This window comes from Bradyrhizobium sp. 6(2017), assembly GCF_011058295.2.
Lineage (GTDB): Bacteria > Pseudomonadota > Alphaproteobacteria > Rhizobiales > Xanthobacteraceae > Bradyrhizobium > Bradyrhizobium septentrionale.
Map to the genome: position 1 here is coordinate 6,442,745 of NZ_CP049289.2, position 13,269 is coordinate 6,456,013.

Here is a 13,269-nt window from a genome sequence, read left to right on the forward strand (position 1 = left end):
CATCCACGTCTTTGGTTGGCTCAGGCAGACGTGGATGGGCGGGACAAGCCCAGCCGTGACGCCTGTGGATTTGGTTCGGCTCCGGCCGCAAGCGCCAATTCCGGCAAGCCCGGCCGCACCGTCGGCACGTGGCGCGGATCGTGACCGGTCACCTCAGCCGCAAAGCTCTTGCTGCGGCTGACCAGGAAATCGACGATATGGTTGCGCAGCGCATAATAATAGGGGTGACGGTGCAGATCGATGCGGCCGCGCTCCTTCGGCAGCGGATTCTCGACGATCTCCGCCAGCACCGCGCCGGGCCCGTTGGTCATCAGGAAGATCTTGTCGGCGAGGAAGATCGCCTCATCCACATCGTGGGTGATCATGAAGGTGGTCTGCCCGGTCTCCAGGCAGATGCGCCGCACCTCGTCCTGCAGCGTGCCGCGGGTCAGCGCGTCCAGCGCCGAGAACGGCTCGTCCATCAGCATGATCTTCGGCGTGATCGACAGCGCCCGCGCGATGCCGACGCGCTGCTTCATGCCACCGGACAGTTCCGAGGGGTGCTTGTGCTCGGCGCCAGTCAGCCCGACCAGATCGATGAATTTTTGCGCGTGGGCCCTGACCCGGGCACGATCCCATTTGCGCCATTTCGAGCTCACGGCGTAGGCGACGTTGCCCAGCACCGTGCGCCACGGCAGCAGCGCATGGCTCTGGAAGATCACGGCGCGGTCGAGGCTGGTGCCTTCGATCCCCTGCCCGTCGACAATCACCGTCCCCTCGCTCGGCTCGTCGAGCCCGGCCAGGATATTCAGCACCGTGGTCTTGCCGCAGCCGGAATGGCCGATCACGCAGCCGAACTCGCCGCGCGTCATCGACAGCCAAAAATTCTCGAACACCGTGGTGGTGCCGCCGCCCGCGCCGGGATAGCGCCGCGCAATGCCTTCGATGGAGATGAACTTGTCGGTCATCGCTACTCCGGAAACGTCACCATGCGCGTGAAGCGCGCCAGCACCTGGTCGAGCAGCATGCCGACGAGGCCGATCAGGAGGATCGCGATGATCACATTGGTGATCGACAGATTATTCCACTCGTTCCAGACGAAATAGCCGATGCCGGTGCCGCCGACCAGCATCTCGGCGGCGACGATCACGAGCCAGGCGATCCCGATCGAGATCCGCATGCCGGTCAGGATCGTCGGCGCCGCCGCCGGCAGGATCACGGTGAAGGCGCGCCTGACGGTGCCGACCTCGAGCGTCCGCGCCACGTTGATCCACTCCTTGCGCACGCTCGCCACTCCGAACGCGGTGTTCAACAGCATCGGCCACACCGAGCAGATGAAAATGACGAAGATCGCCGAGATCGAGGAGTCCTTGATGGTGTAGAGCGCGAGCGGCATCCAGGCCAGCGGCGAGATTGGCTTCAATATCTGGATGAAAGGATCGATCGCCTTGCTGATCAAAGGCGACATCCCGATCATGAAGCCAAGCGGGATCGCGACGATCACCGCGATGAGATAGCCGAGCCCGACCCGCCCGATCGAATAGGCGAGCTGGATGCCGAGCCCCTTGTCGTTCGGCCCGTTGTCGTAGAACGGCCGCTTCAGATGCTCCCACAGCTTGGCCCCGACATCCAGCGGCCCTGGCATCGCCGACTTCCCTTGCGTCGCCGTCAGTCCCATCAGTTTTGCATACTCGGGACTCATATTGGCCGTCGCCCCCGTGCTGCGGGTCGCGAGATGCCAGGCGCCGAGAAAGGCGGCGAGCAATGCGATGGAGACGATGGCGGCGCGAAGGCGGAGGCTCAGCGTCATGTGGCAGGCTCCCTCAACCCGTCGTCCCGGCGCAGGCCGGGACCCATAGGCCGTGCCGTCGCGGTGAGGCACGCGGGGAGACGCGGTGCAGAATGACCCAGGACGGTGGTTATGGGTCCCGGCCTTCGCCGGGACGACGCTGTGGGGAAGGCAGGCTCCCTCACGACGACTTCCTGATCTTGAAGCTCGCCAGATAATCGTCCGGTTTGGCCGGATCGAAGGTCTTGCCCATCACCGAGAACGACTTGTACGAGGTGGCGGGCGGCGCGAGCCCCATCTCGACCATCACCTTTTTGGTGTCGGTCGCGAGATAGACCTGCTCGGCGACCGCGTGATAGTCGACGTCGCCCTTGATCTGGCCCCAGCGCTTCATCTGCGTCAGCATCCACACCGCAAAGGACTGCCAGGGGAACGGATCGAAATCGACGCGCTTCGGATCGGTCTTCACGCCGCCGAGGCCGTCGGCATAGGTGCCGGTCAGGACCTGCTCCAGCACCGTCACCGGCGCGTTGATGTAGTTGGCCGGCGCGATCGCCTCCGCGATCTGCTTGCGGTTCTCAGGCCTAGACGCATAGCCGGTGGCGTCGACGATCGCGCGGGTCAGCGCCGCGAAGGAGTTCGGCGCCGTCGTGATGAACTCGCGGCTGGCGGCAAAGCTGCAGCAGGGATGGCCATCCCAGATTTCTTTGGAGAGAATGTGCAGGAATCCGACGCCGTCATAGATCGCGCGCTGGCAGATATTGTCGGGCGCGAGGAAGCCGTCGATATTGTCGGCGCGCAGATTGGCGACCATCTCCGGCGGCGGCACCGAGCGGAGCTGCACGTCGGTATCCGGATCGAGCCCGTGCTCGGCGAGATAATAGCGCAGCAGATAATTGTGCATGGAATAGTCGAACGGAATGGCGAACTTCATGCCCTTCCAGTCCTTTGGGTCGCGCTTGTCCTTGTGCTTCATCGCAAGCGTGATGCCCTGCCCGTTGATGTTCTCGATCGCGGGCACCGTGAAGGGGATAGCATTGGCGCCCAGGCCGAGCGAAATCGCGATCGGCATCGGCGCCAGCATGTGGGCGGCGTCGTATTCCTTGTTGATGGTCTTGTCGCGGATCACGGCCCAGCCGGCGGTCTTCACCACCTCGACGTTGAGGCCTTGCTTGGCATAGAAGCCGAGCGGCGCCGCCATGACGATCGGGGTCGCGCACGTGATCGGGATGAAGCCGACCTTGAGGTCCTTCTTCTCCGGCGGTCCGGCATCGGCGAACGCGTCCGTCGCCGTCTTCAGCGGGAAGAATTGCGACAGCGCGGCAAGCGCAGTCGCGGCGCCGACCGATTTCAGGAAGGCGCGGCGCGCGATATCCTGCGGAAACACCGCCCGCATCACTGCCGACGCGACGATGCCTTCGTAACGCTTCTCTTCGCTGACGTCCGCCACCGGCTCGCAGCGCAGCGTACGCGCGGCGTGCTCGGCCGCGGTGCGATGCAGCCCGCAGGCGCAAGGCGATCGCGCGAGCGCGCGGTCGGCGTCGAAAGGATCATCTGACGTGGACATGCTGCGCCCCATTGTCGCACCGAACCACGGAGAACTCCGCGATCCGGTTCATTGATTGGCGTCCGGCCGCGTTTTGCGCCGCCGGACGCCAACAAACATGCAGGTTCTATGCCGCCTTGCCTGTTACGACGGCAGCGGTCGGCAGGCCTTCGTCGATCGGCAGCGACGGGTCGCGCGACCACTCGTTCCAGGAGCCGAAGTACATCCGCACGTCCTTCACGCCGGCGTTCTTCAGCGCCAGGAAGGTGTTCGAGGCGCGCGCGCCCTTGAAGCAATAGAGATAGACCGGCGTGGTCTGCGAGATGCCGACGGTGGCGCATTCCGCAAGGATCTCGTCCTTCGACTTGAAGCGCGGGCCCTCGCCGGTCGGCTTCATCATGCGGTACCATTCCAGCCAGACGGCGCCGGGGATGCGGCCCTTGCGCGGGCAGAAATCCTTGCCGTAGGGCGAAGAGCTGTCGCCGATCCACTCGTCGACATCGCGCACGTCGAGGATCGCGATCCCGGGCTTGTCGAGCGCCGCCAGCATCGCCTTGGCATCGATCATGATGTCGCCGGCCTCGGGCACGATCGCGAAGGCAGCCTTCACCGGTACCGTCACGTCGGTGGTAACCGACAGGTCGGCGGCCTTCCAGGCATCGAAGCCGCCATGCAGCACCTTGATCTTGGGATAGCCGAGCATCGTCAGCAGATAATAGCCGCGGCAGGACTGCCCGAAACCGGAGTTCATCGACTGCTCGTAGATCACCGCGGTCTCCTTGCCGGAGAGGCCGGCGGCGCCGAACGCGTCGGCGAACTTCGTCTTCAGCTCGTGGATGCCTTCCGGCGTCGAGGTCGCAAGGAACGTGAAGATGTCATGCACATTGACGGCATTGGGCAGATGCCCCGCCGCAAAGGCATCCGGATTCCGCGTGTCGATGATGACACACGGCTCTTTGGTGATGAGCCCGGCAAGTTCGCCGGCGGTGATCAGAACGTCCGTCATGGCAGCCTCTCCTGTTGCGTGGTTGCAGTTGTGGTGGTCCCGAACTCTCCTTCACCCGTCCGCCAGCATCTTGCGCAGCTGCTTGGTGGCAGGCGTGACGATGGCGACGAAATAGGCTTCGCGCAGCCTGCGCTGGGCGCGGTGGCTCATCAGGTAGCCGCGCGCGCCGCAATGGAGCATCGCGGCATGCGCGACCGCGACGCTGGCATCGCCGATCCGCAAGCGCAGCGCAACGACACGGCGCCAGTAGCTGTCGTCGGCATTGTAGGGATCGTGCGCCAGCGCCATCGCCTCCTTCTCGAACTCGGCATAGAGCTCGCGGAATTGCACCGGCTGCTGCGGCAGATAGCGGTTGACGTGACCGAGCGGCGCATGGACCTCGTCCATGATGTTGATGCAGTCCTTCATCAGGCCGAGGCCCATGCCGGCCTGCAGCAGGATGAATCCGGCGCGGATCTTCTTGACGAACGGCGCGGCCGGCTCGGCCAGGATCAGATCGTCAGGCACGAACACGTCACGAAACTGGACGCCATAGGTGCCGGTGCCGTCCATCGCCAGGAACGGCTTGCACGGCGTCAGCGTGATCGCGGGATCGGAGCAGTCGGCGAGGAACATGACCGTGGTGCCCTCCTCGTCCTCGCGCTCGAAGATCGTGCCGAAGTAATGGTCGGGGCCGAGATTGGACACCCAGGGCAGCGCGCCGCGCACGATGTAGCCGCCTTCGACCTTGCGGCCCTTCAGCTTCAGCCGCTCGATGCCGAAGAAGCTCTTCATCGGGTTGGACAGCCCGGTGCCGCCGAGCGCGCGCCCGCTGGAGAAGCAGTTGCCGAAGCGCGCGGCGAGCTTCATGTTGGTGGAATTGGCGACGTACCAGACCAGCGTGTTCTGGCACCAGGCCATGAAGGCGGTGGCGCCGCAGACCTCGCCGAGCGCGGCCATCGACTGGATCGCCCAGCGCAAATCGGCGGGGCCCTCCTGCGGCACGTGGCTGCTCCACGCGCCGACCTTGCCGAGCCGGCGCAGGAACTCGCCGGGATAGACCGAGCCGGCATCGATCGCGGACGCGAGCGGTGCCAGCTCCTGACGGGCGAGGCGCGCGACCTCGTCCGTGATGGTCGGTGCGGGATCTTGAGCTGCGACCCGCGATAAAGCCAGTGAACCCATGGATGGTCTCCGCACCTTAAAATTGCCGGTCGAGCGCTACGCGCTGACCTCGAGATTGACGGGACGGGTGAAGGTGTTGGCGACCGGCGACCACTTCTTCACATGCGCCACCAGCGCGTCGATCTCGACCCGCGGGACGCCCTCACATTCCATGTCGACCTTGACGCGGACGTCGGTGAAGCCGACCGGCTTCTCGCTGACGTCGCCGGTGCCCCACACCGCGGTGATGTTGAGGTCGCCCTCGAGCTCGAGCTCGAGCTTGTTGACGATCCAGCCGCGATGCACGGCGTTGGCGTGCAGGCCGACCGCAAGGCAGGAGCCGAGCGCGGCGAGCGAGGCCTCGGAGGGATTGGGCGCGGTGTCGTCACCGAGCAGCCCCGGCGGCTCGTCGACGATGTAGGGCGCGAGGTTGCGGATGTAGTTGGCGTGGCGGAACTTGCCCTCGGCCACCGTCTTGCACTTCAAGGTCTTGATCACCTTCGGGTTGGCCTTGCCGTTGGCAATCAGCTGCTCGAGCCCGCCTCTGTCGATCGGCGCGAGGCAGCCGGTCAGTGCGGTTTTTTGAGCGACAGCGGTCATCAGTTTTCTCCCTGGGAGCGATTGAAATTCAGGATACCGAACGGTCTGTTTCCTGCACGAAGCGTGCCAGTCCACCGCCAAATCAAAAGCTGAAATCGCGCAGGCGCTTAGCTCTGGCTGCCTGCGGATTGACCAGCGCCGGTCTGCTCAATCGCGGTGCATCTGCCGCGCTGCCGCGATTATTTTCAGCGCAGGACGCCGGAGATGACCGCCCCCGTGAAGATGCGGCTTGATGATTTTGCCGCGCTCCGATTTACTGCCGCGCATGGCCAAATCGCTCACGAAGAAAAAACCTGCTGCGGCGTTCGCCGCCGGCGACGACGAATCCGCGCGCGGACGCCTGCTCAACGCGGCGACGCATCTGTTCTGCAAGAACGGCATCAACGCCACCGGCATCGATGCGATCATCGACGAGGCCGGCACCGCGAAGACCACGCTCTACAAATTGTTCGGCTCGAAGACCAACCTCGTGCACGCGGTGCTGGAGAGCGAAGGCAAGCAGTGGCGCGAATGGTTCATCGGCGCGATCGAGGCCGGCGGCGGCGATCCGCAGACCAAGCTGTCGCGGATCTTCCCTGCGCTGAAGGTCTGGTTCGCCGAGGAGCGGTTCTACGGCTGCCCGTTCATCAACGCGGTCGCCGAGCACGACAAGGACGCCAAGCAGTTCCGCAACATCGCGCTGAAGCACAAGAAGGTGGTGCTGGCGCATATCGAAAAACTCGCCGCCGAGATGGGCGCGGCCGAGCCGGCCGTGCTCGCGCACCAGCTCGCGCTGTTGATCGACGGCGCCATCGTCGCCGCCATGGTGTCGTGTGATCCTGCTGTCGCCGACACCGCCGGCCTCGCCGCGGGCAATCTGTTCGCCCCGGCCAAGGTGAAGAGGCCGAAGCGCGCCGCGGAGCAACTGGTCGCCGTCTAGCGACAGCGAACGGCGTCAGTGCTTTGTGTCGAGCCTGCGCAGTTCCGCATTGGCCGGCGCCGATTCGATGAAGGTCTTCGGGCAAGCGTCCGCGGCGAGGTGAAGCAGCCGCACGCCCTCGTCCGTCGCCCCCTTTACGAGCGCCAGCTCGCCGCCATAGAAATGGGCTTCGCAGAGCTGCCCTCTCATCCGACCGGATCGGCGGCGTCGGCGGCTTTCATGACCGCCTCCAAAGTTGTTGCGCCGAGGAACAAGCGAATGATCGGCCCCGGCCATTGTGACATGTCAAGCTGCCTGGAGGCCTCCTCAAGCTCGCTCGGTTGACCCATCTTCCGACGCAGGAGGTCGAGCCATAGCTGTGTATATGGATTTTTCCGATCGAGTTCGCCCGCGCGAACGAGATCGTCGCGCGCCTCCGACAAGCGGTTATCCTGGATATAGGCGATCCCGGCCCACCGATGGAAATAGGGATCGTTCGGGGCCAGTTCGATTGCCTGCTTGATACTGGATAGCGCTTGTTCGAGATCGCCACGAGCGAGAAGGATGCTGGCTCGGCCTTGATACGGTCGGGGATCTTTCGGATTGAACTGGATGGCCTGATTGAAGTCGGCCGAAGCAAGCTCAAGATCGCCCTTGGAGGTATGAGCGCGGCCGCGGCAAGTGCGGCCAGCACCGGCGCCGCGTTCCGGGCTGATCTCGATCGCGCGATTGCAGTCCGCAATGGCACGGTCCGGTTCACCCTTGAAGTCGTAGGCGCCCGCGCGGCCGAGATAAGCGGCGACATTGTCCGGATGAACGAGAAGCACCTGACCGTAGTCGGCGATCGCACGATCGACATCTTGCTTCATCATGTAGGCGCCAGCCCGCCCGAGGTAGGCGTAAGCATCTTTTGGATTGAGTTCTATGCCCCTACCGTAGTCGGCAAGTGCCTCGTCGACCGCCGCCTTCAGCTTGTAGGCCCATGCTCTGCGGAGAAAGGCGATCTGATTGTTCGGATCATGTTCGATGACATGATTGTAGTCCGCGATTGCTCGATCTACCTCGCCCTTCTCAAGAAGGAAGGTGGCCCGCCGAAAGTACGCAAAGATCGTCCCTTGCAGATTGGCCGGCATCGCTTCGATCACCGCCGTGCAACCCGCGATGCGATCATCCGCGCTGATATTGGCAGTCGCGTTGCACTTGGCCGCCAAGGATGGTTGTGCACGGACCGTCGGAATCGGCGCCAGCCACACACCAAGCAAGATCGTGAACGCCTTGGCGGCGAATCCACATTTCACTGCTTTCGTCACGTCGTCCCCCGCGCCCACCGGGGGATTCTTAGCAAAGCTTGCGCCCGCAACACAACCTTTCGTTGCTTGATGCCGCAATAGGCGAGCCTGCGACGGTATTGCTTGATGCCACGATCCTACAGATCGAAATTCGTCGGCATCATCACGACGTCGCGGATCGTCATGCCGCGCGGCCGGGTCAGCATGAAGATCACGACCTCGGCGACTTCGCTCGCCTCGAGCAGGCTGCCCGCCGCCTTGGCCTCCTGCAGCTTCTCCGCCGGCCAGTCGGCGAGCAGCGCGCTGATCACGGGCCCGGGGGAGATCGAGCCGACGCGGATGCCGTGCTTGAACACCTGGCGCCGCACCGTCTGCACGAAGCAGTTGACCGCCCATTTCGACGACGCATAGACCGGCTCCCACGGCGTCGGGAAATGCGCTGCGAGCGAACTGGTGACGATGATGTCGCCGCTACCGCGCGCGATCATGTGCGGCAGCACGTCGTGCACGTTCTTCATCACGACGTTGACGTTGAGATTCAGCATGCGGTCGATCGCTGATGTGTCGGCATCGACGAGGTCGCCGCCGACATAGCTGCCGGCATTGGCGTGCAGGATGTCGAGCCGGCCGGCCTTCTCCAGCACTTTCGGTAGCAGCGTCGCGCAATCCTTCGCATCGAGCAGGTCGATCACCAGCGGGATCACGGCATCGCCGTGCTTCGTCGCGAGCGCCTGCAGCGCCGCGGCGTCGCGGTCGACCATCACCACGCGTACGCCTGCGGCCAGCATCGCCTCGCTGCTCGCCAGCCCGATGCCCGACGCCGCCCCGGTCACGGCCGCCACCTTGCCTTCCAATTGCTTCGCCATCGTCTCCACCCTGTCAGGTCAGTGCGGCGCGCATGGCAACACATCGCGGTCGCGATGTCAGCACCCCCACGTTGTCTGACGCGCATGTCCTGTCACATGCGGAGCATCGGCGGTCGCGTGGCGAAACGGCGACGCAGCCATTTTGCCGCCGGCCCCGCCGGCCGCTGCTTGTGTCAGACCACTTCGAGCGCGACCGGATGCGCGCCCTCGTCGAATTCCAGTTCGGGAATTGCCAGTTCTTCGGCAACCGACGAACTCGCCATGATGTGGGCCGGGATCAGCGCCCAGCCGACGCCTTGCTTGAGGATTTGCAGGATGACCCAATGGCTCTCGACCCACCACACCTCCGCTGCGACACGAAGCCTGTGCCGCTCGGTGCCTTCATTGCGCACCGTGACCATGATCTGGCGATGCCGCTTCAGCTCCTCCCAGTCCACCCGCCCATGCGCCAGCGGATGGTTCTCGCCGCAAACCAGCTGCAGCGGCACCCAGCCGATGGTCTTGAAGCCGAGTTCAGGCGGCAGATGCTCCTGCCGCCACATCACGCCGACATCGGCCTTGCCGTCGAGCACGAGACGGCTGACGTCCTCCATGATCGGAAACAACAGCTCCAGTTCGACATGGGGAAAACGCCCAGCGAATTCCGCAAACAGCTCCCCGACCGCGCTCTCCGGATAGAGCTCGTCGATCGCCACCACCAACCGCTTCTCGACATGCGCCTCGAAGCTGCTCGCAACGCCGATCAGGTGCTCGCGGCGATCGAGGATCAATTTTGCTTCCGGCAATAGTCGCGCCCCCGCCTCGGTCAGCACCGGGTTGCGACCGGCCCGGTCGAACAGCGCAATGCCGAGGTCTGCTTCCAGGTTGGCGACGTGGGTGCTGACGGCCGATTGCGCTTTCTTCAGAAGCCGCGCCGCACCGGAGAACGAGCCCTGCTCGGCCGCCGCCACGAAGGATTCGAGCTGGTCCATGGAAACGGCCATCTATCTCTTTTCCAGATACTATCCAACTTTAGAATCGCACAATATCAGATAGAAACCCGGTCACAACGACAAGAAAGGGTTTCACCATGTCCATGCGTTCCTTCTCCGACCGGGTCAGGCACGCAGTCCTGTTCGAGCTGATCGGTATCGCGATCTTCACGCCGGCGGCCGCCTGGCTGTTCAATCAGCCGATCGCCCATATGGGCGTCATCGGCGTCGTCTCGGCGACGGTGGCGAGGCCTGGAACTTCATGTTCAATCTCGGCTTCGACCACGCACTGGTCCGCTTCACCGGCCGTGTCGCCAAGACGGTGCCGATCCGCCTCGCGCACGCGATGCTGTTCGAGGCCGGTCTGATCGTGCTGCTGATCCCGTTCGTCGCGTGGTATCTCGGCATCTCGCTGTGGGCCGCGCTGATGATGGATATCTCCATCGTCGCGTTCTATCTGGTCTACGCGTTCGCATTCAACATCGCTTACGATCGCGTCTTTCCGCTGCGCCGGCGCGGCGCGCATGCCCGCACGGCAAGCCGGGCCCTGCCGGCCTGACCGGCGCCAGTGCTCGGCGCGGTGGATCATTTGATCTGCCGCGCCGGACCCTGACACCGCAGCAATATTCCTGATGGTAGCGACTGCGCACAAGTTCCGCCGTGCAGCGCTCATAGACTGGTTCGATCCGGCTTGAGCGCTGTACAGTGCTTGAAGCCGGCATGCCCGTCAGAGGCTGCCAAACGGCCAACAATGCCAAAACGGCCAACAACAAGAAGCGGAGGACTCCAATGACAACAACCCGTTCAATCCAGCCAACCCGCCGTCATCTCATCAAGGGCGCAGCTGCGACGTCAGCCGCGCTGCTGCTCGGCAAGCCCGCGATCGCCAAAGGCAAGACCGAGATCGTGATCGGCAACATCGACGCCTATTCGGGACCGGCTGCGGTCTATTCGTCGATCGGCCGCACGCCGGGCGGCTATTTCAAGATGATCAACGAGCAAGGCGGCATCAACGGCCGCATGATCCGGTACATCACCTATGACGACGCCTACAGCCCGGCCAAGACGGTGGAACAGGCGCGCAAGCTGGTCGAAGGCGACGAGATCGACGTGCTGTTTGCCCCGCTCGGTGCGCCGACCAATGCGGCGATCATGAAGTACATGAACCAGAAGAAGGTCCCGCACCTCTTCATCGCCTCGGGCGCCACCAAGTTCGGCGACTACAGGAACTTCCCCTACACGATGGGCTTCCAGCCCTGCTACCAGATCGAGGGCCGGGCGTTCGCGCAGCATGTGCTGTCGACCCAGGCCGACGCCAAGATCGGCATCGTCTACCAGAACGACGATTTCGGCCGCGACGTGTTGAAAGGTTTTAAGGACGGGCTCGGCGCCAAGGGATCCGCAATCGTGGCGGAGCTGTCCTACGAAACCGCTGATCCAACCATCGACAGCCAGGTGGTGCGCTGCAAATCCGCCGGCGCCAACGTGTTCATGAGCATGACCACGCCGAAATTCGCAGCCCAAGGCATCAAGAAGATCGCCGAGCTCGGCTGGCAGCCGGCGCATTACATCGGCAACAACGCCTCGTCCGCGGGCTCGACGCTGAAGGCCGCAGGGTACGACGTGTCCAAGGGGATTATCTCCAGCGCCTATTTGAAGGATCCGGTCGACGCCGCCTGGGACAGCGATCCCGCGATCCAGAAATGGCGGGCCTTTCTCGACAAATACGATCCGGCCGCCGCCAAGAACGACATCTACGCCGTCACCGGCTATCTCACCAGCCAGATCCTGGTTCAGGTGCTGAAGCAGTGCGGCGACGACGTCTCGTCCGACAGCATCATCAAGCAGGCGGCAAACCTGAAGGATTTCGAATCCGACATGCTACTGCCCGGCATCAAGATCAACACCTCGCCATCCGACTATTATCCGCTCGAGCAGTTGCAACTGGTGCGCTTCAGCGGCGAACGCTACGAGCCGATGGGACCGTTGATCGACGGCGGCATCTCGAAGGCCTGATCGCAGCGCCGCCCAGGGCGTGATCTCATCAACGCGATGAGCACGCGCCCTGGTTCGGCCTAACCTGACAAGCGGTCAGTAGTCCCAGAACACCGGCACCCAGCGGAAGGCGTCGCCATCGACCGCGACATGGCCGACGGACGGGAACGGCAGGTGCGTGGCCACCAGCAGCCCACCGGTCTCGGCCAGCTCGCGCAAGAGACGGATACGAACGCGGGCGGCCTCCTCGGGGTCGTGTTCGAAGCCGTTGAACCAGTCTGGGTGCTCGAACCCGACCGCGAACACGGCGTCGCCTGCGAAGGTCAGGCTGTCGCCGCCGGACGCGAGGCGAACCACGCTGTGTCCGGGGGTGTGGCCGCCGGTGCGATGGACGACCACCCCTGGCGCGATCTCATGCTTGTCCTCGAACGTGCGAAGCTGGCTCTGGTACTCTTTCCTGAACCGCTTGGCGGTCGCCCGCAGCGCGTCCGGGAATCCCGGCGGCATCGAGACGTGGGAAAAATCAGGCGCCTCCCAGAACTTGACCTCGGCGGCCGCCACGTGGATCCGCAGGTCCGGACGCAGCCGCTCCTTCACCCCGTCGACGAGCAGCCCGCCAACGTGGTCCATGTGCATGTGGGTCAACACCACGTCGGTCACGGACCCAAGATCGATGCCGGCGGCCTCCAGCCGCTTGATCAACTGCCCGGCCCGCGGCAAGTGCAGGTCCGGGTCGAGCCCCAGCCCGGCGTCAATCAGGATGGTCTGCCCGCCGCTCCGCACCACGACGACGTTCAGCGCCCAATCGAACGCGTCGGGCGGTAGGAACATGTCGTTCAGCCAGGCCGTCCGGTCGGCCTTGTCGGCGTTGTGTCCCAACATCGCGGTTGGGAGCGGCAGCACCCCATCGCTGACCACCAGCACGTCAATCTCTCCGATCCGCAGCGCGTAACGCGACGGAACCAGCTCTTCGGGCCCCGGCCGACCGAGGTGTGAGGTGTTGTGTAGGTTCATGGTTCTCTCCAGCTGACCGACCACGCTGTGTTGCGGCGTGGTTGCGTTAGAATGGAGAGATGTCTAGCGAACCGGCTCTGCCGCTGCGCCAGACCGATTGTCGTCAGTGTAGAGAGATTGCTGCCGATGCGCGCAAAGGCGACGGCTCGATGCACAGGTAGGCCGACTGTGCG

12 protein-coding genes and 2 pseudogenes are annotated in these 13,269 nt (G+C 64.1%); 3 read left to right on the forward strand and 11 right to left on the reverse strand.

Annotated elements, in window-relative coordinates:
- Nucleotides 1-20: 20 nt before the first annotated feature.
- From G6P99_RS30485 to G6P99_RS30510, 6 genes are all read right to left on the reverse strand, one after another.
- Nucleotides 21-947 carry an ABC transporter ATP-binding protein gene (locus G6P99_RS30485; protein ID WP_029083854.1) on the reverse strand — a complete coding sequence of 309 codons (927 nt, stop codon included), beginning with the start codon at nucleotides 945-947 and terminating at the stop codon, nucleotides 21-23.
- Between the two features lie 2 nt (nucleotides 948-949).
- Entirely contained in the window at nucleotides 950-1,789 is an 840-nt protein-coding gene (ntrB, locus tag G6P99_RS30490) for a nitrate ABC transporter permease (protein WP_029083855.1), read from the reverse strand.
- A gap of 160 nt (nucleotides 1,790-1,949) precedes the next feature.
- The gene (locus G6P99_RS30495) at nucleotides 1,950-3,335 is read right to left on the reverse strand and encodes a CmpA/NrtA family ABC transporter substrate-binding protein (RefSeq protein WP_029083856.1); all 1,386 of its coding nucleotides are present in this window, start codon (nucleotides 3,333-3,335) and stop codon (nucleotides 1,950-1,952) included.
- Nucleotides 3,336-3,441: 106 nt separating this feature from the next.
- The gene (locus tag G6P99_RS30500) at nucleotides 3,442-4,320 is read right to left on the reverse strand and encodes a sulfurtransferase (protein WP_165124490.1); all 879 of its coding nucleotides are present in this window, start codon (nucleotides 4,318-4,320) and stop codon (nucleotides 3,442-3,444) included.
- Nucleotides 4,321-4,371: 51 nt separating this feature from the next.
- Nucleotides 4,372-5,484: an acyl-CoA dehydrogenase family protein gene (locus tag G6P99_RS30505; protein ID WP_029083858.1), complete on the reverse strand. Its 1,113-nt coding sequence runs from the start codon at nucleotides 5,482-5,484 to the stop codon at nucleotides 4,372-4,374.
- Between the two features lie 36 nt (nucleotides 5,485-5,520).
- Nucleotides 5,521-6,063 (reverse strand): OsmC family protein, encoded by a 543-nt coding sequence (locus G6P99_RS30510; RefSeq protein WP_029083859.1) that lies wholly within the window; start codon nucleotides 6,061-6,063, stop codon nucleotides 5,521-5,523.
- Between the two features lie 265 nt (nucleotides 6,064-6,328).
- Here G6P99_RS30510 and G6P99_RS30515 point away from each other — a divergent pair, with 265 nt between their 5' ends.
- Nucleotides 6,329-6,982 (forward strand): TetR/AcrR family transcriptional regulator, encoded by a 654-nt coding sequence (locus G6P99_RS30515; RefSeq protein WP_029083860.1) that lies wholly within the window; start codon nucleotides 6,329-6,331, stop codon nucleotides 6,980-6,982.
- Between the two features lie 15 nt (nucleotides 6,983-6,997).
- Here G6P99_RS30515 and G6P99_RS30520 read toward each other — a convergent pair whose 3' ends face one another.
- The 4 genes and pseudogenes from G6P99_RS30520 to G6P99_RS30535 all read right to left on the reverse strand — a co-directional run.
- The gene (locus G6P99_RS30520; protein WP_156928864.1) at nucleotides 6,998-7,171 is read right to left on the reverse strand and encodes a hypothetical protein; all 174 of its coding nucleotides are present in this window, start codon (nucleotides 7,169-7,171) and stop codon (nucleotides 6,998-7,000) included.
- Entirely contained in the window at nucleotides 7,168-8,271 is a 1,104-nt protein-coding gene (locus G6P99_RS30525) for a tetratricopeptide repeat protein (RefSeq protein ID WP_156928865.1), read from the reverse strand. The genes G6P99_RS30520 and G6P99_RS30525 overlap by 4 nt, the downstream gene beginning before the upstream one ends.
- Before the next feature lie 116 nt (nucleotides 8,272-8,387).
- A complete protein-coding gene (locus tag G6P99_RS30530) occupies nucleotides 8,388-9,116 on the reverse strand; it encodes an SDR family oxidoreductase (protein WP_029083862.1) in 729 nt (242 codons plus the stop codon).
- A gap of 176 nt (nucleotides 9,117-9,292) precedes the next feature.
- A pseudogene (locus tag G6P99_RS30535) lies at nucleotides 9,293-10,099 on the reverse strand (LysR family transcriptional regulator); the annotation flags it as partial.
- Between the two features lie 92 nt (nucleotides 10,100-10,191).
- Here G6P99_RS30535 and G6P99_RS30540 point away from each other — a divergent pair.
- Nucleotides 10,192-10,646: pseudogene (locus tag G6P99_RS30540) on the forward strand (PACE efflux transporter).
- Between the two features lie 230 nt (nucleotides 10,647-10,876).
- Entirely contained in the window at nucleotides 10,877-12,103 is a 1,227-nt protein-coding gene (locus tag G6P99_RS30545; protein WP_029083863.1) for an ABC transporter substrate-binding protein, read from the forward strand.
- 75 nt (nucleotides 12,104-12,178) lie between these two features.
- Here G6P99_RS30545 and G6P99_RS30550 read toward each other — a convergent pair whose 3' ends face one another.
- Nucleotides 12,179-13,096, reverse strand: coding sequence for an MBL fold metallo-hydrolase (locus tag G6P99_RS30550; RefSeq protein WP_051346632.1), 918 nt, complete (start codon nucleotides 13,094-13,096; stop codon nucleotides 12,179-12,181).
- Between the last annotated feature and the right edge of the window lie 173 nt (nucleotides 13,097-13,269).